Annotated in this window: 26 protein-coding genes; 15 read left to right on the top strand and 11 right to left on the bottom strand. The window is 62.3% G+C overall.

Features of this window, described 5'->3' with window-relative positions:
* Window positions 1–512, bottom strand: a 512-nt coding sequence (locus tag AC1DWF_RS11170; protein ID WP_476841682.1) for a GNAT family N-acetyltransferase, incomplete at its 3' end; no start/stop codon positions are given.
* Window positions 513–611: 99 nt separating this feature from the next.
* On the bottom strand, window positions 612–1745 hold the full coding sequence (gene odc2 / locus AC1DWF_RS11165) for an ornithine/lysine decarboxylase (protein ID WP_476783196.1): 1134 nt from the start codon (window positions 1743–1745) through the stop codon (window positions 612–614).
* A gap of 548 nt (window positions 1746–2293) precedes the next feature.
* On the opposite strand from odc2, the gene AC1DWF_RS11160 reads away from it, so the two are divergent.
* The 4 genes from AC1DWF_RS11160 (at window position 2294) to AC1DWF_RS11145 (ending at window position 6255) form a co-directional block, all read left to right on the top strand.
* Window positions 2294–3490 (top strand): amidase, encoded by a 1197-nt coding sequence (locus AC1DWF_RS11160; protein WP_476841681.1) that lies wholly within the window; start codon window positions 2294–2296, stop codon window positions 3488–3490.
* A gap of 4 nt (window positions 3491–3494) precedes the next feature.
* Complete coding sequence (locus tag AC1DWF_RS11155) at window positions 3495–4403, top strand: LysR family transcriptional regulator (RefSeq protein WP_476783194.1); 909 nt, start codon at window positions 3495–3497, stop codon at window positions 4401–4403.
* Window positions 4404–4478: 75 nt separating this feature from the next.
* Window positions 4479–5144 (top strand): DUF1007 family protein, encoded by a 666-nt coding sequence (locus tag AC1DWF_RS11150; protein ID WP_476783193.1) that lies wholly within the window; start codon window positions 4479–4481, stop codon window positions 5142–5144.
* A 13-nt stretch (window positions 5145–5157) separates the two neighbouring features.
* Window positions 5158–6255 carry a nickel/cobalt transporter gene (locus AC1DWF_RS11145; RefSeq protein WP_476788253.1) on the top strand — a complete coding sequence of 366 codons (1098 nt, stop codon included), beginning with the start codon at window positions 5158–5160 and terminating at the stop codon, window positions 6253–6255.
* 116 nt (window positions 6256–6371) lie between these two features.
* On the opposite strand, the gene AC1DWF_RS11140 is transcribed toward AC1DWF_RS11145, so the two are convergent.
* Together AC1DWF_RS11140 and AC1DWF_RS11135 are read right to left on the bottom strand one after the other, a co-directional pair.
* A complete protein-coding gene (locus AC1DWF_RS11140) occupies window positions 6372–6611 on the bottom strand; it encodes a hypothetical protein (RefSeq protein ID WP_476783192.1) in 240 nt (79 codons plus the stop codon).
* A 43-nt stretch (window positions 6612–6654) separates the two neighbouring features.
* Window positions 6655–6948 carry a hypothetical protein gene (locus tag AC1DWF_RS11135; protein ID WP_476783191.1) on the bottom strand — a complete coding sequence of 98 codons (294 nt, stop codon included), beginning with the start codon at window positions 6946–6948 and terminating at the stop codon, window positions 6655–6657.
* 212 nt (window positions 6949–7160) lie between these two features.
* On the opposite strand from AC1DWF_RS11135, the gene AC1DWF_RS11130 reads away from it, so the two are divergent.
* Together AC1DWF_RS11130 and AC1DWF_RS11125 are read left to right on the top strand one after the other, a co-directional pair.
* Window positions 7161–7877: a response regulator gene (locus AC1DWF_RS11130; RefSeq protein ID WP_476782576.1), complete on the top strand. Its 717-nt coding sequence runs from the start codon at window positions 7161–7163 to the stop codon at window positions 7875–7877.
* On the top strand, window positions 7874–9307 hold the full coding sequence (locus AC1DWF_RS11125) for an ATP-binding protein (RefSeq protein ID WP_476841680.1): 1434 nt from the start codon (window positions 7874–7876) through the stop codon (window positions 9305–9307). Before AC1DWF_RS11130 ends, AC1DWF_RS11125 begins: the two co-directional genes overlap by 4 nt.
* A 2-nt stretch (window positions 9308–9309) precedes the next feature.
* On the opposite strand, the gene AC1DWF_RS11120 is transcribed toward AC1DWF_RS11125, so the two are convergent.
* Together AC1DWF_RS11120 and AC1DWF_RS11115 are read right to left on the bottom strand one after the other, a co-directional pair.
* Complete coding sequence (locus tag AC1DWF_RS11120; RefSeq protein ID WP_476782574.1) at window positions 9310–9516, bottom strand: hypothetical protein; 207 nt, start codon at window positions 9514–9516, stop codon at window positions 9310–9312.
* A 139-nt stretch (window positions 9517–9655) separates the two neighbouring features.
* Entirely contained in the window at window positions 9656–10339 is a 684-nt protein-coding gene (locus AC1DWF_RS11115) for a GNAT family N-acetyltransferase (protein ID WP_476782573.1), read from the bottom strand.
* Between the two features lie 83 nt (window positions 10340–10422).
* Here AC1DWF_RS11115 and AC1DWF_RS11110 point away from each other — a divergent pair, with 83 nt between their 5' ends.
* On the top strand, window positions 10423–11607 hold the full coding sequence (locus AC1DWF_RS11110) for a pyridoxal phosphate-dependent aminotransferase (RefSeq protein WP_476841679.1): 1185 nt from the start codon (window positions 10423–10425) through the stop codon (window positions 11605–11607).
* A gap of 9 nt (window positions 11608–11616) precedes the next feature.
* Here the strand turns inward: AC1DWF_RS11110 and AC1DWF_RS11105 are convergent, their stop codons facing one another.
* The 3 genes from AC1DWF_RS11105 to trhO all read right to left on the bottom strand — a co-directional run bounded on the left by AC1DWF_RS11105 (window position 11617) and on the right by trhO (window position 14448).
* Window positions 11617–12372 carry an SDR family oxidoreductase gene (locus AC1DWF_RS11105; protein WP_476788227.1) on the bottom strand — a complete coding sequence of 252 codons (756 nt, stop codon included), beginning with the start codon at window positions 12370–12372 and terminating at the stop codon, window positions 11617–11619.
* Between the two features lie 298 nt (window positions 12373–12670).
* Window positions 12671–13417: a tellurite resistance TerB family protein gene (locus tag AC1DWF_RS11100; RefSeq protein ID WP_476782570.1), complete on the bottom strand. Its 747-nt coding sequence runs from the start codon at window positions 13415–13417 to the stop codon at window positions 12671–12673.
* A gap of 101 nt (window positions 13418–13518) precedes the next feature.
* Entirely contained in the window at window positions 13519–14448 is a 930-nt protein-coding gene (gene trhO, locus AC1DWF_RS11095; protein WP_476841678.1) for an oxygen-dependent tRNA uridine(34) hydroxylase TrhO, read from the bottom strand.
* A 174-nt stretch (window positions 14449–14622) separates the two neighbouring features.
* Here trhO and AC1DWF_RS11090 point away from each other — a divergent pair, with 174 nt between their 5' ends.
* Together AC1DWF_RS11090 and AC1DWF_RS11085 are read left to right on the top strand one after the other, a co-directional pair.
* The gene (locus AC1DWF_RS11090) at window positions 14623–15489 is read left to right on the top strand and encodes an N-acetylmuramidase domain-containing protein (RefSeq protein WP_476782568.1); all 867 of its coding nucleotides are present in this window, start codon (window positions 14623–14625) and stop codon (window positions 15487–15489) included.
* A 114-nt stretch (window positions 15490–15603) separates the two neighbouring features.
* On the top strand, window positions 15604–16245 hold the full coding sequence (locus AC1DWF_RS11085; protein WP_476782567.1) for a 2-dehydro-3-deoxy-phosphogluconate aldolase: 642 nt from the start codon (window positions 15604–15606) through the stop codon (window positions 16243–16245).
* A 105-nt stretch (window positions 16246–16350) separates the two neighbouring features.
* Here the strand turns inward: AC1DWF_RS11085 and mepK are convergent, their stop codons facing one another.
* Window positions 16351–18105: a peptidoglycan L,D-endopeptidase MepK gene (gene mepK, locus AC1DWF_RS11080; protein WP_476841677.1), complete on the bottom strand. Its 1755-nt coding sequence runs from the start codon at window positions 18103–18105 to the stop codon at window positions 16351–16353.
* 322 nt (window positions 18106–18427) lie between these two features.
* Entirely contained in the window at window positions 18428–19936 is a 1509-nt protein-coding gene (locus AC1DWF_RS11075) for a sigma-54-dependent transcriptional regulator (RefSeq protein WP_476782565.1), read from the bottom strand.
* A 142-nt stretch (window positions 19937–20078) separates the two neighbouring features.
* Between AC1DWF_RS11075 and AC1DWF_RS11070 the strand changes: the two genes are divergently transcribed.
* The 6 genes from AC1DWF_RS11070 to AC1DWF_RS11045 are packed head-to-tail and all read left to right on the top strand — an operon-like array spanning window position 20079 to window position 25271.
* On the top strand, window positions 20079–21914 hold the full coding sequence (locus AC1DWF_RS11070) for a M3 family oligoendopeptidase (protein ID WP_476788229.1): 1836 nt from the start codon (window positions 20079–20081) through the stop codon (window positions 21912–21914).
* Between the two features lie 30 nt (window positions 21915–21944).
* Window positions 21945–23099 carry an aminodeoxychorismate synthase component I gene (locus tag AC1DWF_RS11065; RefSeq protein ID WP_476782563.1) on the top strand — a complete coding sequence of 385 codons (1155 nt, stop codon included), beginning with the start codon at window positions 21945–21947 and terminating at the stop codon, window positions 23097–23099.
* Entirely contained in the window at window positions 23048–23725 is a 678-nt protein-coding gene (locus tag AC1DWF_RS11060; RefSeq protein ID WP_476788230.1) for an aminotransferase class IV family protein, read from the top strand. The genes AC1DWF_RS11065 and AC1DWF_RS11060 overlap by 52 nt, the downstream gene beginning before the upstream one ends.
* A gap of 54 nt (window positions 23726–23779) precedes the next feature.
* Window positions 23780–24073 (top strand): CopG family ribbon-helix-helix protein, encoded by a 294-nt coding sequence (locus AC1DWF_RS11055; RefSeq protein ID WP_476782561.1) that lies wholly within the window; start codon window positions 23780–23782, stop codon window positions 24071–24073.
* Window positions 24070–24357, top strand: coding sequence for a type II toxin-antitoxin system RelE/ParE family toxin (locus AC1DWF_RS11050; protein ID WP_476782560.1), 288 nt, complete (start codon window positions 24070–24072; stop codon window positions 24355–24357). Before AC1DWF_RS11055 ends, AC1DWF_RS11050 begins: the two co-directional genes overlap by 4 nt.
* On the top strand, window positions 24354–25271 hold the full coding sequence (locus tag AC1DWF_RS11045; protein WP_476782559.1) for a heme-dependent oxidative N-demethylase family protein: 918 nt from the start codon (window positions 24354–24356) through the stop codon (window positions 25269–25271). Before AC1DWF_RS11050 ends, AC1DWF_RS11045 begins: the two co-directional genes overlap by 4 nt.
* Window positions 25272–25358 lie beyond the last annotated feature (87 nt).

Raw genomic sequence — 25358 nt, 5'->3', positions numbered from 1 at the left:
CCCTTGGTGCCATCGAGGGCGCCCGGCACAAGTTCGAGCGCCAGGAAACGGTCGCGCTCGTAAGGTCCAGGCATCGAAAGTGAGCCCGTCTTTTCAGCCGAAAAGCCAAAGCGCGCATAATAAGGCGCGTCGCCGACCAGCAGGATGGCGCCGTGGCCAAGGCGGCCAGCTTCAGCAATCGCCTGGCGCATCAAAGCCGAACCGATACCGCCGCTTTTCATCGACGGATCGACAGCGAGAGGGCCAAGCAGCAGTGCTGCCGGACCGCCCTCGCCCAGGCGCACGTCCCACAGCCGGACCGTGCCGACGACCGAGCCTTCGGAATTGCGCGCGATCAGCGCCAGGCCCTCGGATGGGCGACGGCCACGCCGCAGCTTCTCCGACGACTTCTTGCGCCGCTTCAGGCCCATGGCCCGGTCGAGCAAAGCCTCACGCGCCGGCATGTCGGCGAATGTTTCGGCCACAACCATGAAGTCGGGCGAGGAGTTGGTGATTTCTTTTTCGATATGCATGTCCGCGATCCTTCACGAGCGGATAACTGTTCCACAAGCGAGCCCGTGCGGGCGCCGATGCGCCCGCGCCGGGATGATCTGATCGGCTCTTGCGAGCCGTCAGATCACGTAGGATCGGAGAGGCTCGAAGCCGTTGAAGGCGACCGAAGAATAGGTCGTCGTGTAGGCGCCGGTGCCCTCGATCAGCACTTCGTCGCCGATGGTCAGCGACAAGGGCAGCGGGTACGGCGTCTTTTCGTACATGACGTCGGCCGAGTCACAGGTTGGGCCGGCGAGCACGCATGGCGACTTCTCGTCTGCGTCACGTGCCGTCACGATCGGGTAGCGGATGGCTTCGTCCATCGTCTCGGCGAGACCGCTGAACTTGCCGATGTCGAGGAACACCCAGCGCACATTGTCGTTGTCGGCCTTCTTCGAAATCAAGACGACCTCGGACTTGATGACGCCCGCATTGCCGACCATGCCGCGACCCGGCTCGATGATCGTCTCCGGAATGTTGTTTCCGAAGTGCTTGGACAGCGACTCGAAGATGGCCTGGCCATAAGCTTGGGCTGCCGGCACGTCGCGCAGATAGCGCGTCGGAAAGCCGCCGCCCATATTGACCATGCTGAGCGCGATGCCCTCCTCGGCCAGAGCTGCAAACACCTGCTTGGCGTCAGCCAGCGCGCGGTCCCAGGCCGAGAGATTGACCTGCTGCGAGCCGACATGGAACGACACGCCGCAGGCATCGAGCCCGAGCGACTTGGCATAGCGCAGCACGTCGACGGCCATTGCCGGCACGCAGCCGAATTTGCGCGACAGCGGCCATTCGGCACCTTCGCCGTCGGCCAAAATGCGGCAGAAAACGCGGGCGCCGGGAGCCGCACGCGCGATCTTTTCGACCTCTTCGACGCTATCGACAGCAAACAGCCGGATACCGAGTTCGTAGGCGCGCGCAATGTCGCGCTCCTTCTTGATGGTGTTGCCGAAGGAGATGCGCTCGGCCGGCGCGCCGGCATCCATGGCCATCTCGACTTCGGCGACCGAAGCGGTGTCGAAGGAGGAACCCATGGCAGCGAGCAGGCGCAGAATCTCGGGCGCCGGGTTTGCCTTCACCGCATAATAGATCTTGGATTCCGGCATCGCCTTTTCGAAGGCGTGGAAATTGTCGCGCACGACATCGAGGTCAAGGACGAGGCAAGGGCCGGACGGGCGTCGGGTGGCGAGGAAGTCGAGGATGCGCTGAGTGGCCATAGGTCTCTCCATCGCGCGGTCCTGCCGCGCAAAATCATCAAGCTGTGGGACGGCCGTTCCCGGCCGCGGTATCCCACGGTGGACAAAGACATGACCGCTATTTGATGGAACCAGCCTGTGGAGACCCTGGAACCATAAATGCGCTTCACGCGGCGGTGAACCTAGGCCAGCCCGGCTTCGGTTCGCTTTGTCTGCCTTGGCTTGGAAATGGGAGAACCCGTTCCGCACTGCCGGCAATGAAGGTGTGCCTCTTCAGTAACCCCGGCTTTTGGACAGCCGGAAGAGAACCAGAAAGGCCCGCACCGTCGTTGCTTCAAGGTGTCCTCGATTTTGCGGTTGGCCGCTAAATCGACTGGAGGGGTTAGCTCCAGTTACCTTACCGATTTCCTCGCCATTCGAGGGATCGGCGGACACCCACAGGCACGTGCGACTTTGGGCAAGCGGGGATATATGCACCGCGCCTGTCACAATCAATTAAAATCTCATGATGGGTTGAAAAAATTCATACGTCGAACAATGTTGCGGATATCGTAAACGGGCTTCGAACAATGACTAGCGCGTCCGGCCCCTTCAATGCGTTTYTCGACCTGCCGCAAGTGCCTGTTCCAAATACGGAATCCGGCGCTCTGGCGGGGCTGACCCTGGCGATCAAGGACATCTATGATGTCGCCGGCTACCCAACCGGCTGCGGCAACCCGCAAAAGGCCGCGAGCGCTCATCCGGCCCCTAAGACGGCCGGCTCGATTCAAGTGCTTCTCGATGCCGGCGCGCGATTCGTCGGCAAGACCCAAACCGACGAACTCGCCTTCTCGCTGATGGGTCAAAACGGGCATTATCCCTACCCGATCAATCCGGCGGCACCTGACCGCGTGACCGGGGGCTCGTCGTCTGGGTCGGCTGCCGCGGTGGCCGGCAAACTTGCCGACATTGCGATAGGTTCCGACACCGGCGGCTCGATCCGGGCACCGGCCAGCTTTTGCGGGCTGATCGGCCTGCGCACGACACACCGCCTGATTTCGCTCGACGGCGCCATGAAACTCTCGCCCAGCCTCGACACCTTCGGCTGGTTCGCCAAGGATATCGACACCTATGAGAAGGTGGCGAAGCTTTTGATCGGCACGGACGCCCATCGTGGCGCGCTCGACCGGCCCTTGGCGCTCGACTGGCTCGACCAATTGCCGACCGGGCCTGCCGAAGCCGCCGAGTACAAGCGGATGCGCGGGCAAGCCGAAAGCGCACTCGGTACGATTTCCAATGCAGCGCCCCTCACCTTCTCACCCGACGAACTTTACTGGTGCTTCCGCAAGATCCAGGCCTACGAGGCCTGGCAGCAACATGGCGCCTGGATATCGTCAGGCGACCGCGGCCTTACCCAAGGCGTCAGGGATCGCTTCGAGTTCGGCTCGGCCATCGAGGCGACTGCCTATCAGGCAGAAAGCGCCAAGCGTGATGCCGTCCGCGACGAGCTGGGAACATTGCTGGGCGACGACGGCTTTCTGGTCATGCCGACGGTGCCGGGTGCGGCCCCCTTGGCCAACGGTTTGCACGAGGAGCTTCTTGCCTATCGCGAGCGCGCGCTGATGCTGCTTTGCCTGTCTGGCCTGTCGGGATTCCCGCAGATCACCTTGCCCATAGGCACGGTCGACGGCGCGCCCTTCGGCCTGTCGTTGCTCGGCCCCGCCGGCAGCGACCTTGCGCTGATTGCGCTCGCACGCAAGATACTCAAGACTGCATCAAAGGACTGACCGCATGGACACACTGACCCGCATGCGCGCATTCATCGACGTGGTCGAGGCCGAGGGCTTTTCGGCCGCCGCGCGCAAGATCGGCCGTTCGAAGGCGCTATTGTCCAAATATGTGCGCGAGCTGGAGGACGAGCTCGGTGCGCTGCTGCTCAACCGCACGACCAGGCAGTTTTCGCTGACCGAGGCCGGCCACACTTACTACAGGCGTGCTTCCGAGATCATCCGCGAGGTCGACAGCCTGGCCGATGCCGTACGCGAATCCTCTGGCGACGTTCGCGGCCGCGTCAAGCTGTCGGCACCGCGTACCTTCGCCGATGCGCCGATCGGCCAGTCGCTGATCGACTTCGCCAAGGCGCACCCCGACATCGTGCTCGAGATCCATCTCGACGATCGTTTCGTCGATCTCGTCGAGGAGGGATTCGACCTCGCCATCCGCATTTCACGACTGGAGAACTCGTCCTTGATCGCGCGCCGGCTGGCCCCGTTCGGGATCAGGGTCTGCGCTTCGCCGGAACTGATCGAAAAGCACGGCATACCAAAGCGCCCGGCAGACCTCGGCGGCTTGCCCTGCATCATCGACACCAACGGCCGCTACCTCTCGAACTGGCCATTCGCCAGCGACACAGGCGACACCATGACCGTCTCGGTATCAGGGCCCATGGAGGTCAACAGCCCGATGGCGGCGCGCGCAGCGGCTGTCGCGGGGCTCGGCTTCGCCATGTTGCCGGACTTCATCGCCGCTCCCGACATCGAGGCCGGCCGGCTGATGCCGGTGCTCGACGATCGCCTGCTCAGCGGCGCCGGCATCTTCGCCGTCTATCCGCATCGCCGCTATCTGCCGGCGAAAATCCGCGTCTTCGTCGATTTCCTGGTCCAGTGGTTCAAGACCAATCCTTGCGATCATTCGACATAACAGTCGAACGCGTCCCACTTTTGCCCGGTTTCTGATAATTGTCGGCATCACCCAAAGCGCGGGACCGTCAGTATAATGATTCTGAAAACGTCAACGGCGATGCTGGCGACAGCCGCAGCGGCTTTGCTGGCCATGACCGTGCCGGCAAGCGTTCATCCGCACGTCTTTGCCGAGGCCCGGCTCGACGTCGTGCTCAATCCCGACAACAGTGTGAAGTCGCTGCGCCACCTCTGGCGTTTCGACGACCTGTTTTCGAGCACGGTTTTGATGGAGTTCGACAAGAATTCCGACCTCAAGCTCGACGACACCGAGCTGGCGGAGGTGGGCAAGACGGTGTTCGAATCCATCGGCGAGTACAATTACTTCCAGGTCGTGACAGTCGACGGCAAGGATGTCGCGATGAAGCCGCCCGCCGGTCTGATCGCCAATTTCGAAGACCAGCAGCTCATCATCCTGTTTGAAACCGAGCCGAAAGAGCCGCTGAAGCTCGCCGGCAAGATCGATTTCGGCGTCTATGATCCGACCTTCTATACGGCGATCGATTTCACCGACGACTCTAACCTGAGCGTCGCGAACCTGCCTTCGATCTGTACAAAACAGGTCATTCGCCCCGACCCGGACGAAGCCCTTGCGCAGAACCAGTCCAAGCTGACCGAGGCGTTCTTCAACGATCCATCGGGCACCGACATGAGCAAGATTTTTGCCACGCGCCTGGAATTGAACTGCCCAGCCAAGGGGTGATGCAGTGAAGAAGATGACGATCCGCCTGGTGTTCGCACTTTTGGCGCTCAGCTACGTGCTCAGCCATTTTGCCCTCCAGGCCCATGCGCAGAGTTCGCTTGGCATCGGCACCAACGAAGCTGTGGTGCCCTCGACTGGCCTGTTTTCCGGTGTGCTCAACTGGATCAACGTGCATCAGCAGCAATTCTACCGTTCACTGACAGGCTCGCTGAAGGCGATGCGCGACGGCCAGAGCGGCGGCATCTGGCTGCTGGTCGGCCTGTCCTTCGCCTATGGCATTTTCCATGCCGCCGGTCCCGGCCACGGCAAGGCGGTGATCTCGTCCTACATGCTCGCCAACGAAGTGGCGCTGCGCCGCGGCGTCATGCTTTCCTTCGTCTCGGCCTTCCTTCAGGGCGCCACCGCAATCGTGCTGATGACGCTGGTGTTCCTCGTCTTGCGCGGCACGTCAGTGTCGATGACCAAGGCGACCTGGTTCCTGGAAACAGTGAGCTATGCGTTGATCGCCGCCTTCGGCGCCTGGCTTTTGTGGAAGAAGCTCCGACCGATGGCATTCGGCTTTGCCGGTGCCGCCCCGATGCACAGCCTGTCGGCCGCGCATGCGCACTCGCATGGGCATGGGCATGGGCCTGATCATGACCACACCAAATGCGGACATGATCATTCACACGACCACCATCATGACCACGCGCATCATCACGACCATGGCCACCACGCTCACGCCCCTGGCTTCGTCTGCTCGACCTGCGGCCATGCGCATGCGCCGGACCCCAGGATGCTCGAAGGCAGGCATTTCGACTGGCGCACGGCCTGGTCGGCGGTCGCCGCCGTCGGCATCCGCCCCTGCTCGGGCGCGCTGATCGTGCTCAGCTTCGCCTTCCTCAACGGCTTGTGGGCTGGCGGGATCCTGTCGGTCTTCGCCATGGCTTTGGGAACGGCGATCACCGTCTCGACGCTGGCGGTACTTGCCGTGACCGCCAAGAACTGGGCCGTGGCGATTGCCGGCGACGGCCGGGTCGGCAACCGCGTCCACAATGTCATCGAAATCGGCGGCGCAGCACTCGTCATGCTGCTTGGCCTGGCATTGCTGGCGGCCAGCCTGAGCGCCTAAGGTCTGCAGGCATTCGCCTGCAACGCTTGCCTTATCCCGACGCAAAAGAAATCCGCCCCGGAGTTGCGGCTACCAGGGCGGATTTGTTCGAACCACGTCCTGCGTGGCGTCGAATGTTACATCGTGGTCTTCTTGGGCGTAGCAGTCGCCGTGCTGTGCTTCTTGTGCTTCTTGGTGGTCTTGTGAGTCGGCTTCTTCTCGGAAACCTTCTTCACCGGTGGTTTCGCAGTCGCCGCGCCGGCAGCCGGAGCCGTGTAGCCGGCAGCGCTTGCCGAGCTTGCGGTGAGAACGGGAGCGGAGAAGGCGACAGCAACGGCCAGGCCGAGGGCGGTCAGGAGGGGCTTGTTGATGTTCATAATCGGTTTCCTTTTGCACGAGGGCCTGGTTTGAGTTGGCCGATCAGGGTTCGATCGGCTGCACTCCAAGCATCTTCAGCGCTATCGCATAGGCGCGGATGCCCTGGGCCTGCTGTTTGCCGGCACAGAATTTCATCGCCTTTTTCTGAAGAGCTTTCGCTTCGGCGGCCCGTTTTGCCTCTGCGTGTTCGGTGATTTCTTGAGCGAACTGCTGTTGCAGCCTGTCACAACGTTCGGTTCTGCTGATTGTCCCCTTCGGTTGCGGCTGGGTGCTGGCCGCGCCTAGCGAAAGGGCTGCAAGCAGAACGATCGTCGAACTGGTCGCAAGCTTTCGCATGTCGTTTTCGGCACCCGTGGTTAAGCAACACGGCTGTTATCGCGGATCGACTTGTCGGGTATTTTTCCGGTTTGCAGAGTTTTGTTTCTGGATTGTAACTGCCGAATTCGGTGCATCGGCGCGCCCCGTTCGCTGGTCAAATCGGGGCGCGGACCTTATTTTGCCAAGGTCCGGGCCGATCCCCACTCAGCGCAACAGTGGAAGCAAATGAATTGAAAGCCGACGCCCACATTCTGATCGTCGACGACGACAAGGAAATCCGCGACCTGCTTCAGGAATTTTTCCAAAAGCATGGCATGCGCGTGTCGATAGCCCGCGACGACGACGAGATGCAGGCAGCACTTCGCCGCGCACCCGTCGACCTGATCATCCTCGACGTCATGCTGCCGGGCAAAAGCGGCCTCGACATCTGCCGCGACCTGCGCACCCATTCCAAGATACCGATCATCATGCTGACGGCGGTCACCGAGACKATCGACCGCGTCGTCGGATTGGAGATGGGCGCCGACGACTATGTGCCGAAACCTTTCGACCCCCGCGAACTGCTGGCGCGCGCGCGCGCCGTGCTGCGCCGGCCTAGCGCTGCCGGTGCCGCCCACCGCCCGATGCCGCAGATCTACAAATTCGCGGGCTGGACACTTGATGCCTCGCGGCGCAGGCTGCTCAGGCCCGACCAGGTGCGGGTCGAGCTGACCACCGCCGAATTCAACCTGCTCCACACACTGGTAAGAAGCGCGCAGCGCGTATTGAGTCGCGAGCAACTGGTGGAACTGTCCAACCAGAACGGTGACTACAGCTACGACCGCAGCGTCGACATCCTGGTGAGCCGCCTGCGGCGCAAGATGGAAGACGATCCGCGTTCACCCAAGCTGGTGCTGACGGTACGCGGCGGCGGCTATCAATTCGTGCCAGAGGTTGTTGCCGAATGAAATGGCTCCTGCCGCGGTCGCTGCCGGCCTGGGTCCTGCTGATCGTCATTGCCGGGCTGCTGGCCATCATGGTTTCGACGCTGTCCATCGTTTCGCGCGAACGCGTCGCCTCCAACAACGTGCTCGACCTGCTCCGGCTCAACGACAGGGCGCTGTCGCTGACCAAGCTGATGTATGCCGAAGAACCGGCTGATCGCACGCGCATCGCCGCCGGTTTGTCGGTACCGCCGCATGTGCTGAGCACATCGGATGAGCCGGCGATCACCTCGTCGATCCCAGCCGACGACGACCTGGCGGAACTCGAAGACATCATCGTTGGCCGGCTGTCGAAATACGGCGTCGGGGAAGCGCGGGTGCGGCGCGAGTCGGCACAAGCACGGCCGAGCCAGAGCTCGACACAGCCAGACGAGAGCATGGGCAGCGTCGAGAAAGAATTGGTCGACCTGTCCTCAGACTTCACCAACTCCGACACGCTGGTCGCCTCGATCGAATTCAAGGACGGGCAGTGGCTCAACTTCACCATGCAGGCCACACCGCCCAGTCCCATTCTCAACACCGACAGCCTGCCGCTCTACGGATCGGTCGCAGCCCTTGTGGTGGCGCTTTCGATCTGGTCGCTGCGCCGTCTGACTGCACCGTACCGTGCCCTCGAAAGTGCCGTCCGGCGTATCGGGGTGGACCTCAAAAGCCCGCCGCTGCCGGAATGGGGCAGCAGCGAATACAAATCGGCGGCCCGCGCGGTGAACACCATGCAGGCGCGATTGCGCGAATATGTCGARGACCGCGAGTTGCTCGCGGCAGCGCTCGCGCATGATCTGAGGACGCCACTGACGCGCATCCGCTTGCGCCTGGAATTGCTGCGCAATTCTCCGTTGCGCACCGCGCTGATGAACAATCTGGCCGACATCGAGGCGATCTCCGCTTCGGTCCTGGACTTCGCAACCTTCGAAGCCAAGGGCGAGACATCCGAGCGGATCGATTTCTGGTCGCTTGTCGACTCGATCGCCGACGGCAACCCGCATGTCGTCTTCGACGGCGCCCGCAGCCATGCCCGGGGCCTGACCTGCTACGGCCAGGCCATCGCGTTGCGGCGGTGCGTGTCGAATCTCGTCGACAACGCCGTTAAATATGGTGGCAAGGCGCGTCTTGCCTTGTCGCGCGATGCGGACCGCATCCTGCTGACCATCGACGATTCGGGACCAGGCATCCCCGAAGCCCAGATGGAGGCCATCTTCCGGCCGTTTACCCGTCTTGAAGCCTCTCGCAACCGCCAGACTGGCGGTTTTGGGCTAGGCCTGACAATCGCCCGCAATATCGCACGCCGCTTTGGCGGCGACGTGACGCTTAAGAACAGAACCGATGGTGGCGGCTTGCGCGCCGAGCTAACGATCCCGCTGGCCCAAGCGGMACAGCCGATTCCAGCCAAATAGGATCAGTTGCCGTTTCTGCGCTGGCTGCGGCCACGCAGCCAGAACACGCCGAAGAAGCCGAGCACGAAGAGCACCCCAACGATGCCGGCGGCGACCGTCGAATAATTGCCGACCGCCAGCATAATCTTCGGCAGGAAGTACGCAGCAACGCCGAAAATGATCATGATGCAGGCAGCGGCGACGGCAGCTTGGCGGGTTTTGGTGTCCATCGGCAGATTCCTGATGTTGCGGGCTCAAGGCCCGGCGAAGCTGAACGTCATAGCGCTCGCAGGCCCATCAGCCAACGCGCCAATGCCGGTTCCTTTGTCGCATGCGCGACCCCGCGCAGGCGTCGATCGCCGCTGCCTGTCAGGCGCCAAATTCGGCTCGGAAATCCTCAAGCTTGCGCTTCTGCTGGCCCGCGGCATCGAAATTTGCCGGGGCAAGCCAGGCTTCATACGCCTGCTTCAATGCTGGCCACTCCTTGTCGAGGATCGAATACCAGGCCGTGTCGCGGTTTTCGCCCTTGGCGACCATGTGCTGGCGGAAGATGCCCTCGAACTTGAAGCCGAAACGTTCCGCGGCACGTTTGGACGGCTCGTTGCGGTTGTTGCATTTCCATTCGTAGCGGCGATAGCCGAGCTCGAAGATGTAGCGTGCAAACAGGAATTGCGCCTCGGTCGCCGCCGGCTTGCGGGAAATGACGTCGCTCCAGTAGATGTTGCCGATCTCGATGACGCCTTGAGCAGGATCGATGCGCATCAGCGTCTGGCGCCCGGCCATCTTGCCGCTCGCCTTGTCGACGACGACAAAAAACAGCGGATCCTCGCTCGCCGCCGACTTTTCGAGCCAGGGTTCGAACTCGGCACGCGTCTGCGGCTTGGTATCGAAAAGCCAGCGGAAGCGGCCCTCGGCATCCTGGGCTGTGGCCATCTCGTAGAGGCGTTCGCCGTGTTTTTCCGCATCGAGCGGTTCAAGGCGCACATAGCGACCATCGAGCACGACGCGCTCGGGGCGCGGGCGCGGCTTCCAGTCCTGCAGGTTGTCGGTCAACGATCTCTCCAATTCGTTTGACATGGCCGTCCGGACTCTCGCAAAAATCAACAGCCACCGAAAGAACCAGACGGGTACCCGCAATGCTCCAAACGATTGCCGCCTTCGACCGCCTTGGTGAAGAAAACGCGTTTGCCGTTCTGGCGCGCGCCACGGCACTTCTCCATGAGGGACGCGACATCATCAATCTCGGCATCGGCCAGCCGGATTTCCGTACGCCCGAGCATATTGTGGAAGCAGCGATCAAGGCGCTGCGGGACGGCCATCACGGCTACACGCCGGCCAATGGTCTTTTGGCGACGCGCGAAGCGGTGGTGCGGCGAACGCTGACGACGACAGGCGTGGAAGTGTCGCCGGAAAGCGTGATGATCATGCCCGGTGGCAAGCCGACGATGTTCGCCGCGATCCTGATGTTTGGCGAGCCGGGCACGGAAATCCTCTACCCCGACCCCGGTTTCCCGATCTATCGCTCGATGATCGAGTTCACCGGAGCGACACCAATACCGGTGCCGATGCGAGAGGCCAACGGCTTTGCCTTTTCGGCGGAGGAAACGCTTGCGCTGATCACGCCAAAGACGCGGCTTCTGATCCTCAATTCGCCAGCCAATCCGACCGGCGGGGTGACGCCGAGCACGGAGATCGCCAAGCTGGTCAAGGGGCTGGAAGCCCATCCCCATGTCGCTGTCATGTCCGACGAGATCTACGACGTCATGACCTATGACGGCGAGCAACACACCTCGCTGCTGAGTTTTCCTGAAATCCGCGACCGGCTGATCGTGCTCAACGGCTGGTCCAAGACCTGGGCGATGACCGGCTGGCGCATGGGCTGGTCGATCTGGCCGAACGGACCACAGGGCGGCCATCTCTACGACAAGGTGCGCAAGCTCGCGGTCAATTGCTGGTCATGTATCAACGCGCCTAGCCAATATGCCGGCATAGCCGCGATCGACGGCCCGCAGGATGACGTCGAGCGTATGATGCGTGCCTTCGACAAGCGCCGCCGCATCGTCGTCGAGGGCCTGAATGCGATCCCCGGCATTTCCTGCATCACGCCGAAGGGTGCCTTCTACGCCTTCCCCAATGTCGAAAAGACCGGCTGGAAGGCCAAGCAGCTCGCCTCTGCGCTGCTGGAGGAAGCTGGCGTCGCGMTGATCGGGGGCCCGGATTTCGGTATACTTGGCGAGGGCTATATCAGGCTGTCCTACGCCAACTCCGAAGAAAACATCCTGCGCGCGCTGGAGCGCATCGAGGCGTTTTTGGCGAAGTGACCGGGCGCCTTACCCGCGCCCGACATAAGGCATCTTGGTCGCCATCACGGTCATGAACAGGACGTTGGCGTCGAGCGGCAAGCCGGCCATGTAGACCACCGCCTCGGCGACACGCGCGACGTCCATCACAGCCTCGGCTGCGATCGAGCTGTCGGCCTGCTGCACGCCAATTGTCATCGGCAACGCCATCTCGGTTAGCGCATTGCCGATGTCGATCTGGCCGCAGGCAATGTCGAAGGGCCGGCCATCGAGCGCCAGCGTCTTGGTGAGGCCGGTGATGGCGTGCTTGGTGGCGGTATAGGGCACCGAGCCGGGACGCGGCGCATGGGCTGAAACGGAACCGTTGTTGATGATACGGCCACCCATCGGTTCCTGCCTGCGCATCGCCGCGAAGGCCGCGCGTGAGCACAGGAACGATCCTGTCAGATTGACAGCGACGACCTCGTTCCAAGCTTCGACCGGGATTTCGTCGATGGTGGACGCCTTGTAGCCCATGCCGGCATTGTTGAAGAGCAGGTCGACCCGGCCAAAAGCCTCGGTGATCGTCTCGAACATGTCGTCGACCTGGTCGGGCTTGGTGACATCGCAGACGACGGCCAGCGCCTTGGCGTCGGTCTTGCCGGCATCGAGGATCGCCTCGTTCAGCGTATGCTTGCTGCGGCCGCAGAAAACCGTGTTCCAGCCATCGTGGAGCAACGCGGTCGCGACCGCCTTGCCGATGCCCTTGCCAGCACCTGTGACCACCGCAACCCTGTTGCTCGACATGATGAAGCCCTCCCCGCGCATGACCAACCGCCGGCGGGCGATCTTTCGTAGCGGTTTCAATTTTAGAGCGCCAGCTCAAGCAAAACCAGCGTGGTTTTGCTTGATGGTCCATTCGGAGATGTCGGGATAGTCACACAAAAAGGGCGGTCATTGGCGACCGCCCAGTTTTAAATCGAACCGTGCTTGGGAGGAGGAGAGCCGATCCGAATGAGGAAAGGATGCGCCTGGTCGGTTAACAAATCCTTAACGCGAAAAGCAGCCTTTTAGCGGCTTACAGGCTCCCTCGCCGCAGGCCGGCTTACCAGCGCGGATTGACCTGCGGATTGGCGGAGGCTTCGACCGGCACCTTGACGCTCGAAATGGTTGCCTCGACGTGGTCGATAAGCGCGTCCGGCAGCTTCAAACGGCCCGCGAGCAGATCGAGATAGCCGCGCTCGGCGCGGGTGTCAGGATCGATCGCAAGGCGCGAGGCGGTGTACAGCTCGACCTTCTGCGCGTCGGTCTGGGCAGCAGCCACGAGAGCGTCGAGGTCCAGCGGCGCGTCGAGTTCGGCGTTCACAAACTGCGCAGCCTCGGAATCGATGCCCGACAGGCTGAGCCTGTCGCCGATCTTCTTGCGTTCCTCGTCGTCGATATGGCCGTCGGCCTTGGCGGCAGCGATCATGGCGCGGATCAGCGTCAGGGCGAATTCGGTCTCGCCCTGCGGTGCCTGGGCCGGATGGAAGGAATTGTCGGCCGGCGGCGGCAGAAGCTGCGTATCAGGATTGGTGTTGGCCGTGGCGTCGGGCGCGTTGCCGGCCTTGTAGTTCTGGTAGGCCTTGTAGGCGAGGCCACCGATGGCGGCGAGACCGCCGACCTTCAGCGCGGTGCCCGTAACCTGGCGGCCGGTGCCGGTGCCAAGCAGCACGGCAACCAGCGCGCCTGCGGCCAGCGGATTGTCCTTGGCGAGCTGGGTCGCCTGCCCAGCCTTGTCGCGCACAGTGGAACCGGTGCCTGGGATCGTGGAGCCGAGGAGATCGTTGAGCAGCTTCTTGGGATCGAACATGGGTGCCTCCGGTTTGGAATGTCGGTCGCCGTGAGGTAGGCGGACGAAGGCGACATTACAATGACATCAGCCAATTTGGCGAGGCAGTCGGAGACTGAACGTCAACTGCCGATGTGGGGTGCTATGCCGCGTTTTTCGGCGAGTTCAACCTGCTTGTGGCGCTCAGCGTAGCGGGCGCGGTCCTCTTCGGTGCGGGCATCATGGCAATGCGGGCACGAAACGCCTGGTACAAATTTCGGCGACAAAAGCTCTTCCGGCATCAGCGGGTGCCGGCAGGCGCGGCACAGCTCGGCTTCGCCGACGGCCAGGCCATGGGAAACCGACACACGCTCGTCGAAGACGAAGCACTCGCCTTGCCACAGGCTCTCTTCGGCCGGCACTTCTTCGAGATATTTGAGGATGCCGCCCTTGAGGTGGAAGACGTCGTCGATGCCGAGCGACTTCACATAGGCGGTTRCCTTTTCGCAGCGAATGCCGCCGGTGCAGAACATCGCCACCTTGCGGCCTTCGAGTTCGGCGCGGTGGTTTTCGACCCAGGCTGGGAACTCGCGGAAACTCTTGGTCTGCGGGTCGACGGCGCCCGAGAACGTGCCGATCGACACTTCATAGTCGTTACGGGTGTCGACCAGGATGGTGTCGGGATCGGAGATGAGCRCATTCCACGCATCCGCCTCGACATAAGCGCCGACGCTGGCGAGCGGGTCGATGCCCTCGACGCCCATGGTGACGATCTCGCTCTTGAGCCGCACCTTCATGCGATGGAACGGCATGTCTTCGGCGGCACTGTATTTCACCTCGAGCCCGGTGAACTCGGGCATGGCTTCGAGATAGGCGATCAGCTCGGCAATCGCCTGCTCGGTACCGGCGACGGTGCCGTTGATGCCCTCGCGGGCAAGCAGCAGCGTGCCTTTGATGCCACGAGCGCAGCAGAAAGCAGCGATCGGCGCGCGCAAAGCCTCGAAACCCTCGAGCCGGCAGAAGCGGTAGAGGGCGGCAACACGGAAATGGGGTGCAGGCGTGGAGAGATTCATGGCGAGAGCCCCTAGCGCCTTGGCTCGCAATTTTCAATGCGGCGCGGAAAAGCCAATGATTATGGATGGTTGCTGAATTGTCGCGACGACAGCTTCAGGCCAGATGCAAATTTATTTATCCACGCCTGCCAAAGTCGGGCGACAATTGCACTGACGAAAGGGAGTGTGAGGCGCATGTTCAGCAGGCAGACGGCAACGGAAATCGAAAAGGCGGCCAAGGAATTCGGGCTCGAACCGGCGGCATTGCTTGCCATCGCCGAGATCGAGAGTGCCGGCCAGGTGTTTGCCAAGATCGATGGCCGAAACGAGCCGCTGATCCGCTTCGAGGGCCATTATTTCGACCGCAGGCTTTCCGGCGACAAGCAAGACAGGGCGCGGGGAGCAGGTCTCGCCTCGCCGACAACAGGCGCGGTCGCCAACCCACGCGCCCAGGCGGCACGCTGGCAGATGCTCGACCAGGCGGCTGAAATCGACCACCAGGCCGCCTATGAGTCGACCTCGTGGGGCCTCGGCCAGGTGATGGGCGCGCACTGGCTGTGGCTCGGCTTCGACAATGTCGACGCCCTCGTCAACGAGGCGCGCGCCGGAGCCGCCGGCCAAGCCCGGCTGATGGCACGCTACATTCAAAAAGCAGGCCTCACCGACGCGCTCAACGCGCATGACTGGGAGGCGGTGGGCCACGGATACAACGGTCCCGGTTTTCGAAAGAACGCATACCACCTCAAATTGGCGGAGGCGTACAACAGACAAATCAGCGGCCCTGCCCCCGGCGACCGGCTGATGGCGGTTGGCTCGCGCGGCGAGCTCGTTACCGAGCTTCAGGAAGCGCTTGTCGCATTGGGCTATTCGGTCGACACTGACGGCATATTTGGCCCTGGCACGGCAGCTGCGGTCAAGAAGTTCCAAAAGGACCATGGCCTCGCCGCCGATGGTATCGCCGGCGAGCGAACCCAGGCCACCCTCAAGAAGGCGCTGCAGTCGGCAAGCGGATTTTGGCAGACATTGAAAACTTGGCTGGCGAAGCTTTTCGGCAGATCGTAGGGCATCGTGTGTCCCGCTGCAGCTTAGCCCGCAACACCATGTCGCTGCTGGTTTCGTGGACTTGAAATGCGCGGTCTGTTAAATCGGTTGAAAATTGACAATGGAGCGAATGCCATGACCAGCAAAACCCAAAAACTGCTTGCGCTGCTGGATGGCCAGCCAGTCATTCCGGTGCTGAAAATCGAGCGCGCCGCCGATGCAGTCCCGCTTGCCCGCGCGCTGGCACGCGGCGGCCTCAAGGCAATCGAAATCACGCTCAGGACCGACGAAGCGCTGGAATGCATCCGCCGCGTCGCCGCCGAGGTCGAGGACTGCATCGTCGGCGCCGGCACCGTCCTGAATGCGCGCCAGTTCGACGAGGCGGCTGCCGCGGGCTCGAAATTCATCGTCAGCCCTGGCGTTACACGCGAACTGATGGCTCACGCCGCCACCAGCGACGTACCGCTGCTTCCCGGCATGATCACGCCTGGCGAGATCATGGCCGCGCTTGAAGCCGGCCTCGACTTCGTGAAATTCTTCCCCGCCGAACAGGCTGGTGGCGCGCCTTTCCTCAAGGCCTTGGCTTCGCCCTTTGCCGGCGTGAAGTTCTGCCCGACCGGCGGCATCTCGGCGAAGAACGCCAAGGACTACCTCAGCCTGCCCAATGTCGTGTGCGTCGGCGGCTCGTGGGTCGCGCCCGACGACATGGTCAAGGCGGGCGACTGGGCCGGCATCGAGGCGCTTGCCGCCGAGGCAAACAAGCTGCGCAAGAACTGAGGCGGGATTTTTCCTTTTCCCCCTGTGGGAGAAGGGCAAGTCCCCGAAAAACCAAAAAGCCGCGCTGGTTACCCAGCGCGGCTTTTTTGTTGTTCGGTTTGTCGATCAGTTCGTCGCGAAGCGAGCGACCGAGAGGAACTTGACGGCACTGCCCGAGAAGCGGTGAGCTTCGGTGGCTTGGCTGCCCTGCTGGAAGCCGGCCGTGTAGACTTCCTTCGGCGCGGTACGCACCATGTTGTAGGCAAAACCCGGAGCCTTGGTGTTGGTCGTGACCGTGATGACCTGAGCCCCGCTGCGCAATGCCCAGCGTGCGGAATCGGGTGCTGCGGCCACGACGACGGCTTTGGGCTCGGGCTTGGCTTCCTGAGCGAGAGGACGTGCCGACTTGCGCGTGGTCTTGACGTTGCCACCGATGGCGACCGCAGGGTCGGTACCGGCCGAGGCTGTAGCGATCGCGCTCTTCGGCGTGGCAACAGCCACCGCTTCAGGCTGATCGAACACTGAACGCTGCTCCGGCCGCGGTGCCAGGGCGGCAACTTCGAGTTCTGCCTGGCTGCCCTCGTCTTCTGTCGGAATGTCGTTGGCAGCAGCCAAGGCGGCTTCAACGGTCATGTCCTGCGGACGCGCCGAAGGCAGCGGAGCCCTGACATTGGTAGCAATCGCAGGTGCATCGTCAGTCGAGGCAAGCGCCATCAGCACACTCTCGTTCTCAGGCTTGAGTTCTGCAGGTGGCGTGTAATTCGGACGCCAGCTCGGCAGCGGCACGTTGGCGGCAATCTGCTGCTCGACCGGAGTGGGCCGCTCGCTTTCGGCGAGCGGAGCCGATGCAGCACCAAACGGCACGTTCTCGGCGGTTGCCGAGACGACCTCGGCCTGCGGCCGCGGCGCTACGCCCGGCAGCGGAACGCTACGCGCAGGAAGGGCTGCGATGATGGTCTCAGGCGCCTGCTCGGCCGGTGCCTGGTCGGCAATCTGCGGCAGCTCGGCGCGCTGGGCATTCTCTGGCGAAACGATCTGGATGCCCGGCTGGGCCTTGGCAACCGGCGCGGATGCCACGACCTGGGTCGGCGCCTTCTTGGGGGCAACCGCCGCAATCGTGCTCTCGCCGGTATCTTCTTCCTCGTCGGCACCGCCACCGCCAAACAGCGCGGCAAACAGGCCGCCACGCTTGGCAGGCGAAGCGCTGGCCATGACCAGATCGCCGCTGCTCTTGCGGGCCTGATAGGAGGCGAGTGCCTGCTCAAAGCCAGGCAGCGGCTTGCCGTCGCTCGGCACATGCAGCGTCTTGCCCGAAGGGAACACCGCGACCAGTTCCTGGCGGCTCATGCGCGGCCAATGGCGCACATTACCGACGTCCATGTGGACGAAGGGCGAACCAGAACGCGGATAATAACCGACACCGCCGGCCTGAACGCGCAGGCCCGCATCGCGCAGCTTCTTGAGCGGAACACCTGGAATGTAGAAGTCCATCGCCTTGCCGAGCATGTGCTGGCTTTTTTCGGCAACGCCGTTCGAGCGGCTGCGCAGCAGCGAATTGGTCGCCGGCGAACGATAGGCGGAAACGACGCTGATATAGCCGGAAGCCCCGACCGAGCGGTAGGATTCCCAGACGACGTCGAACAGACGGGGGTCCATCTTGGTCGGCTCGTTGCGGCGCCAATCGCGCAGGAACTGATTGAGTTTCTTCAGTCCGGCAGCATCGTATCTGCCGTTGYGCTTGAACGTGATCTCAGCCTTCTCGCCCGTGTGGGTATAGAAAAGCTTGAGCGTCCGCGTCTCGGCGGAGGCGGTGGCCTGAGAAGCTGTCACGAAACCAAAAGCCAGCGCAGCGGCCGTAAGCCACTTCTGCCAAACGTTCAACTTCGAGCGACGCCCTTCGGTGTTCTCGATCCTGTTCAAATCAAAAGGCCCTGTTAGGCTGCCATCTGTCCCCGGATTTGAAGCCCGGACACGCTTACGAATTCGCGTCCGAATATCGATCCTAATGGTTAATCACTGATTATTGAAGCCGAAATGCGGTAACACCATGGCGATATCCCCGCAAAACGGAAGCCCAGATTTTTATGGTAAACCGCTGGTTTAAACCACAAAAATAGCGATTAACAAATATGTGCGCCGCCGCAGATTCATGCGGCCCGCAAGCGACAGGCAAGCTTTAATTCAGTTCCGCAGAAGAAAAATGTCAGGACGCGAGTCGCTCGCTGCGCCCAGTCTCGGGATCGATTCCGTACTCCTTGAGCTTGCGGTACAGCGTCGAGCGACCGATTCCCAACCGTCGCGCAACCTCGCTCATCTGGCCATTGTAGTGATCGATGGCGAGCCGGATCATCTCGAGTTCGACATCGGCAAGCAGGCGCACATTGCCACGTTCGTCGAGCGCCCGCAGCATGCCCGGACGGGTTCGTTCAGGTGCCTGCGACAGCACTGGAGTGGGGAGAGAAACTCTTTCGGCAGCGGTGTCGGCGACGGCCGGCGCAGCGTTGCCGCCAAGGTCGACCACGCCTTCGACCTGGGCGCGGATCTGCGGGAACTCGTCTTCGGTGAGCAAATCGCCCTCAGACAGCACGCAGGCACGGAATATGGCGTTTTCCAACTGCCGGATATTGCCCGGCCAGTCATAGGCCTGAAGCAGTGCCAGCGCATTTTCCGAGATCATCGGGATTCTGCCATGCGGGCTTGCCGGGGCGACGCGGGAAATGAAATGGCTGACGAGCAGCGGAATGTCGTCGCGGCGCTCGCGCAGCGGCGGCACGAAGATCGGATAGACGTTGAGGCGGTAGAACAGGTCCTCGCGGAACTTGCCGTCCTTGACCTGCTGCAGAAGATTGCGGTGCGTCGCCGAGATCAGCCGGATGTCGACCTTGACCGTCGAGCGGCCGCCAACGGGATCGACCTCCCCTTCCTGCACGGCGCGCAACAGCTTGACCTGCACGTCGAGCGGCAGATCGCCGATTTCATCGAGGAACAAGGTTCCCTTGTTGGCTTCGACAAACTTGCCCGGGTGCTTGTCGGTCGCGCCGGTGAACGAGCCCTTCTCATGGCCAAACAGGATACTTTCGACCAGATTGTCGGGGATAGCACCGCAATTGACGGTGACGAAGGGCTTCGAGCGCCTGTCGCCGGACCCCTGGATGGCACGCGCCACGAGTTCCTTGCCGACGCCGGATTCGCCCTCGATCAGGATCGGGATGTTCGATGCCGACGCCTTCTGGCCGAGCCGGATGACCCGGTCCATCGCCGGGCTTCGGGTAATCATGTCGCGGAAGGTGAGCAAGCCGCTGCCGCGACGCGCGGTGCGCCGCACCTCGCCCCCGACAGCCTCGACCTTGAGCGCATTGGCGATGGCGGCCTGGAGCTTGTCCGGCGAGGCCGGCTTGACCACGAAATCGAAGGCGCCATTGCGCATCGCCGACACCACGGTCTCGATGCCGCCTTGCGCTGTCTGGACGATGACCGGAATGACCATGCCGCGTTCGCGCATCGCCTTGAGCACGCCGATACCGTCGAGACCAGGCATGGACAGGTCGAGGATGATCACACCGATGTCGCCGCCGAGCGGGCCGTCGAGCACGCGCAATGCCGCCTCTCCGCCATCCGCCACGACAGAGGTGTGGCCGAATTTTGTCACCGCCGCGTCGACAAGGCGACGCTGGACGGGATCGTCATCGACTATGAGAATCGAACCTGCCATGAATGTCCGGAATATGCCCGTAGCTGCTGTTTGGATGTGGATCATCCTGGCACAGGGTTCTAAATAAGGTTTCAAAAAAGCCGGTGAACGAATCCCTTATGATTTGAACGATCCGGTGCAGGTAAGTGAAGAGGAAGACGCAATGCGTTGGAATTCCGGGCAAGAGATGTCAGCCACCGCCTCCGCCGGGAGCGTGACAGGGCTTGGCGAACTGCCCGAATGGAATCTTGCCGACCTTTATTCAGGCATGGACGCGCCTGAGCTTGTCCGCGACCTCGAAAAGGCCTCGGTCGATGGGGTCGCCTTCGAAAACCGCTGGAAAGGCACGCTTGCGGTCGAAGCCGGGCGTGGTGCCGCAGGCAAGCTTGGCGAAGCGATGCGGACCTATGAGGCGCTGGAAGAACTGGTCGGGCGCGTGGTCTCTTATGCCGGGCTGATCTATGCCGGCGACACCTCCGACCCCAAGCGCGCCAAGCTCTACGGCGACGTCCAGGAAAAGATGACTGATGCCAGCGCGCATCTCTTGTTCTTCGCGCTCGAACTCAACCTCGTCGACGACGAACTGATCTTCAAGGCGCTCGATGCCGATCCAGGCTTCGGCCACTACCGCCCGTGGGTGCTCGACCTGCGCATGGATAAGCCTTATCAGCTCGAGGACCGTGTCGAGCAACTGTTCCACGAGAAGTCGATCACCGGGCGCGGCGCCTGGAACCGGCTGTTCGACGAGACGATGTCCGATTTGCGCTTCGACATCGGCGGCGAGGAACTGACGCTCGAACCGGCGCTGAACAAGCTTCAGGACCCGGACGGTGAAGTCCGCAAGGCAGCGTCCGAGGCGCTTGCGGTAACCTTCCGCAAGAACCTGCGCGTCTTCACGCTGATCACCAACACCTTGTCCAAGGACAAGGAGATCTCCGACCGCTGGCGCGGCTTCGAAGACATCGCCGACTCCCGCCACCTCGCCAACCGGGTCGAGCGCGAAGTCGTCGACGCGCTCGCTGCCGCAGTTCGCGAAGCCTATCCGCGCCTGTCGCACCGCTATTATGCGATGAAGGCCAAGTGGCTGGGCGTCGAGGTGATGAACCACTGGGATCGCAACGCGCCGCTGCCGGAGACCCCGCAGGCGGTTATTGGCTGGGACGAAGCCAAGGACACGGTGCTGACTGCCTACAGCAGTTTCTCGCCCGAGATGGCCGAGATCGCGCGCGATTTCTTCGACCGCCGCTGGATCGACGCGCCGGTGCGCCCCGGCAAGGCGCCGGGTGCCTTCGCGCATCCGACCGTGCCCTCGGCGCACCCTTACGTTTTGCTCAACTACATGGGCAAGCCGCGCGACGTCATGACCCTTGCCCACGAGCTCGGCCATGGCGTGCACCAGGTGCTGGCCGCCGGTCAGGGCGCGCTGATGGCCTCGACACCGCTGACCCTGGCCGAGACGGCAAGCGTATTCGGCGAAATGCTGACCTTCCGCTCGCTGCTCGAGCGCACCACCGACAAGCGCGAGCGCAAGGCGATGCTCGCCCAGAAGGTCGAGGACATGATCAATACGGTCGTGCGCCAGATCGCCTTCTACGAGTTCGAGCGCAAGGTGCATCTGGAGCGCAAGAATGGCGAGCTGACCTCCGACCAGCTCGGCCAGTTCTGGCTTGAGGTGCAGGCCGAGAGCCTGGGACCAGCGATCAAGCTGCGCGACGGCTACGAAGTGTTCTGGACCTACATCCCGCACTTCATCCATTCGCCGTTCTACGTCTATGCCTATGCCTTCGGCGACTGCCTGGTGAACTCGCTTTATGCGGTCTATCAGAACGCCGAGAGCGGCTTTCAGGAGAAGTATTTCGAGATGCTGCGCGCCGGTGGCACCAAGCATCACTCCGAGCTTCTGAAGCCGTTCGGGCTCGACGCCACCGACCCCGCCTTCTGGCAGAAGGGTCTTGCGGTCATCGGCAACCTCATCGACGAACTGGAAGCGCTGGACTGAGCGCGTCACTGTCCCAGGCACGCTGAAATCATGACTGATCTTGCTTCTCCCTTCGTCTTGTTTCGGGACGACCCTGCCGGTCGCGAGGTGCTGTTCGAGGCACCCCGCGAGGTCATTGTCGCGCATGACGCGGCGGACTTTTTTCCTGCCTTGCAAGCCGCCCAGAAGGCGCACGAACAAGGCAAATGGCTGGCCGGCTATTTTTCCTATGAGGCCGGCTACCTGCTTGAGCCGAAGCTTCGTCCGCTGCTTCCCGAAGGGCGGCGCACGCCGCTGATCTGCCTCGGCGTCTTCGACCAGCCGTCTGACCGTGACCGTACGCGCTCGCGCGAGCCCGCCACCAACGGGCCGATCTTCGATGCGCGGGCGACGTGGTCGCAAGCCGATTACGCGCGCCGGTTCGAACGCCTGCACCAGCATCTGCGCCAGGGCGACTGCTACCAGGGGAACTTGACCTTCCCGGTGCATGCGCAATGGTCCGGCGAAGCCCTCGACGCCTTCGATGCGCTGATCGCTCGCCAGCCGGTGAAATATGGTGCGCTGGTCTCGCTCGGCGGACCCGTTGTGCTGTCGCGCTCGCCCGAACTGTTCTTCGAGATCAACAGCGAGGGCTGGATCGAGACGCACCCCATGAAGGGCACCGCCCCGCGCGGCAAGACGCCTGAGGAAGATGCACAGCTCAGGGACTTCCTGCGCAACGACGAGAAGAACCAGGCGGAAAACCGCATGATCGTCGATCTCCTGCGCAACGACATCTCGCTGATCAGCGAGGTCGGCACGCTCGACGTGCCAGAACTGTTCCGCATCGAAAGCTATCCGACCGTGCACCAGATGGTCAGCCGCGTGCGGGCGAAGCTATTGCCGGGGCTTTCCATCGAGCGGGTCTTTGCCGCCCTGTTTCCCTGCGGCTCGATCACTGGTGCGCCGAAAATCCGGGCGATGGAGATTCTGCGCGAACTGGAAACTGTGCCACGCGACGTCTATTGCGGTGCGATCGGATGGATCGCCCCAGGTGGCACAATGCGATTCAGCGTGGCGATCAGGACCATCACGCTGCACCAGGACGGCGAGGCCGTCTACAATGTCGGCGGCGGCGTCGTCTTCGATTCGACGGCGGAAGCGGAGTATGCGGAATGCCTTCTGAAAGCGCGCTTCGCCACGGGCACGGTGCCGGCTTCGAGCTGATCGAAACCATGCGCTGGGAGCCGGCGACCGGTTTGCTGCGCGGCGAGCGTCATCTCGCCCGGCTCAAGGCGTCGGCGGAAGCGCTTGGCTTTGCGTTCGACCAGGCATCTGTAGAGAGTGAGCTGCAAAGTGCTGTCGGCGGGAACTCCGCCCTGCGCGTTCGCCTCGCGCTTTCCTCTAGTGGTAGCGCCGATGTCACCACGCAGCCCTTTGCACCGCTAGCACCTGATGCCACCTGGACTGTTCGCATCGCCAACACGAGGCTCGGCTCCGCAAATCCGCTGCTTCGGCACAAGACCACCCGCCGCGACGTCTATGACCGCGCCCGCGCCGAATTTTCGCGCAACGAGGCCGACGAGGTGCTCCTGCTCAATGAGGCAGGAGAGATCTGCGAAGGCACCATCACCAGCATCTTTGTCGATCTGGGCGATGGTGGCCCGCTGAAGACACCGCCGCTTGCCTGCGGCCTGCTCGCTGGCGTGCTGCGCGGGGAGATGATCGAGAATGGCGAAGCGGTGGAGGCTGTTCTGACCGCCATCGATCTCCGTGGCGCCGCGAAAATCTGGGTCGGCAACTCGCTGCGCGGACTGATTTCAGCTCGATTCAGCGAAAATGGTGCTGCTTGACGCCTCCATTGATCGGCGCATACTTTGTGCTCATATGTGTTCGCGGAGACGACAATGACAACCAGCAGCACATTTTCCGTACGGCTTCCACCTGAAACCAGACAGGAGCTGGAGGAATACGCCAAGTCTACACAGCGTTCGAGCGCCTTCATCGTCAAGGAAGCCGTCGAGGCCCACCTTGCCGAGCGCCGTATCTATCTGGCTGCAATCCAGGAGGCGATCGATGAGGCCGACGAAAGCGGCGAGTTCATTTCATGGGAAGCGACGTCGAGGTGGCTTCGGTCATGGGGAACTCCAGATGAACTGCCGCCGCCGGAACCGGATATCTTCACCAAGAATGCCAAATGAAGATCCGCCTCACGAAGGCCGCCATAAGGGATTTACGTGAAGCGCAAACGCATATTGCTGCCGATAGCGATGAAGCGGCGCTTCAACTCGTGCTGCGACTGGACCGGGCCATCACCTTGCTAGGGGAGAGGCCGACCATCGGCCGGCCCACGTCAGAGCAGGCCATACGCGAATGGACTGTTCCCGGCTTGCCATTCCTCATCCCCTATCGGATTGCAGGTGATGCGATCGAGATAATACGCTTGTTCCACACTAGCCGCATGCGTCCACCACACTGGCTATGATCCCCACCCACACCCCCTACGACGGGACGTCGAAACCCTTCGCCATCGGCCTCAAGCAGGTCGAGCCGCGCGACTGGATCGAACTCGACGGCCATCTCGAAGCGTATCTGGCGGAGAAGGACAGGCTGTATGGGGAAATCCCGGACAAGGTGTTCGTTGCCGAGCCGGCGACGCGCGCGGCACAGCAGGAAGTGCTCGAGCTGTTGGTGGCGCATCTGCTCGAAAATTATCCCGAGACCTACCGGATGGAAGGCGGCCGCTGCGTGGTTGCCGGTACGGGCCACGCAATCGACATCGCCAATGCCGGCGACAACCCGCTGGTCGCCGCCTCGATGCTCGTGCAGGAAGACCTGATCCTCATGCGGCGCGGGGAAGACGGCTGGCGGCTCGCCGCGGGCTCGCTATGCTTTCCCTCGTCGTGGAAGCTGACGGAAAAGTTCGGCCAGCCGATAGACAAGATACATGGCCCCGTGCCMGATTTCGGGCCTGGCACACGCATGGCCGAATTGATTTCGCGCATGTTCGACAAGCTTGCCGTACTGGTCGAACGTTTCAACTGGTCGATCCAGGCGGATGGCTCGCTCTACCATCCGCTGTCGGACCGGCAGCGCATCGCAAGTGCCGCCGAGGGGCAGTCGAGCTTTCCCGACAGCGATGTATCGGGCCATGCCTTCATTCGTGTCGAACGGCAGACCTTGAGAAAGCTGCCCGTCTCGGGCGACATCCTGTTTGCGATCCGCATCTATCTCGACCCGCTGGCTATACTTGCCCAACACGAAGATCGCATCCGGTTGGCAGCATCCTTCGCCGAACAATTGATGAGCCTCGACCAACATCAGCTTGACTACAAAGGCCTTGCCGCCGACCGCGTAAGGCTGGTTAAGTTCCTGCTTGCCATGGCTAACGCCGGCTAACTATAGCGGCATAACGTCCGCTTCCCACATCATCTGGGGCGCCGGATTCGCTTTATTGAAACAAGCATGTATGGTTTAGCTGTTGAA

The organism is Aminobacter sp. P4_D5 (assembly GCF_056401815.1).
The sequence above is the reverse complement of the archived record's forward strand: the minus strand, read 5'-3'. Positions and strand labels throughout refer to the sequence as shown.

Excerpts from the sequence above, each read along its gene's own strand:
- odc2 (WP_476783196.1), bottom strand. The coding sequence starts at position 1,745 with ATGGCCACTCAGCGCATCCTCGACTTCCTCGCCACCCGACGCCCGTCC.
- AC1DWF_RS11155 (WP_476783194.1), top strand. The coding sequence starts at position 3,495 with ATGGACACACTGACCCGCATGCGCGCATTCATCGACGTGGTCGAGGCC.
- AC1DWF_RS11150 (WP_476783193.1), top strand. The coding sequence starts at position 4,479 with ATGATTCTGAAAACGTCAACGGCGATGCTGGCGACAGCCGCAGCGGCT.
- AC1DWF_RS11145 (WP_476788253.1), top strand. The coding sequence starts at position 5,158 with ATGACGATCCGCCTGGTGTTCGCACTTTTGGCGCTCAGCTACGTGCTC.
- AC1DWF_RS11140 (WP_476783192.1), bottom strand. The coding sequence starts at position 6,611 with ATGAACATCAACAAGCCCCTCCTGACCGCCCTCGGCCTGGCCGTTGCT.
- AC1DWF_RS11135 (WP_476783191.1), bottom strand. The coding sequence starts at position 6,948 with ATGCGAAAGCTTGCGACCAGTTCGACGATCGTTCTGCTTGCAGCCCTT.
- AC1DWF_RS11120 (WP_476782574.1), bottom strand. The coding sequence starts at position 9,516 with ATGGACACCAAAACCCGCCAAGCTGCCGTCGCCGCTGCCTGCATCATG.
- AC1DWF_RS11105 (WP_476788227.1), bottom strand. The coding sequence starts at position 12,372 with ATGTCGAGCAACAGGGTTGCGGTGGTCACAGGTGCTGGCAAGGGCATC.
- AC1DWF_RS11100 (WP_476782570.1), bottom strand. The coding sequence starts at position 13,417 with ATGTTCGATCCCAAGAAGCTGCTCAACGATCTCCTCGGCTCCACGATC.
- AC1DWF_RS11090 (WP_476782568.1), top strand. The coding sequence starts at position 14,623 with ATGTTCAGCAGGCAGACGGCAACGGAAATCGAAAAGGCGGCCAAGGAA.
- AC1DWF_RS11085 (WP_476782567.1), top strand. The coding sequence starts at position 15,604 with ATGACCAGCAAAACCCAAAAACTGCTTGCGCTGCTGGATGGCCAGCCA.
- AC1DWF_RS11075 (WP_476782565.1), bottom strand. The coding sequence starts at position 19,936 with ATGGCAGGTTCGATTCTCATAGTCGATGACGATCCCGTCCAGCGTCGC.
- AC1DWF_RS11070 (WP_476788229.1), top strand. The coding sequence starts at position 20,079 with ATGCGTTGGAATTCCGGGCAAGAGATGTCAGCCACCGCCTCCGCCGGG.
- AC1DWF_RS11065 (WP_476782563.1), top strand. The coding sequence starts at position 21,945 with ATGACTGATCTTGCTTCTCCCTTCGTCTTGTTTCGGGACGACCCTGCC.
- AC1DWF_RS11060 (WP_476788230.1), top strand. The coding sequence starts at position 23,048 with ATGCCTTCTGAAAGCGCGCTTCGCCACGGGCACGGTGCCGGCTTCGAG.
- AC1DWF_RS11055 (WP_476782561.1), top strand. The coding sequence starts at position 23,780 with ATGACAACCAGCAGCACATTTTCCGTACGGCTTCCACCTGAAACCAGA.
- AC1DWF_RS11050 (WP_476782560.1), top strand. The coding sequence starts at position 24,070 with ATGAAGATCCGCCTCACGAAGGCCGCCATAAGGGATTTACGTGAAGCG.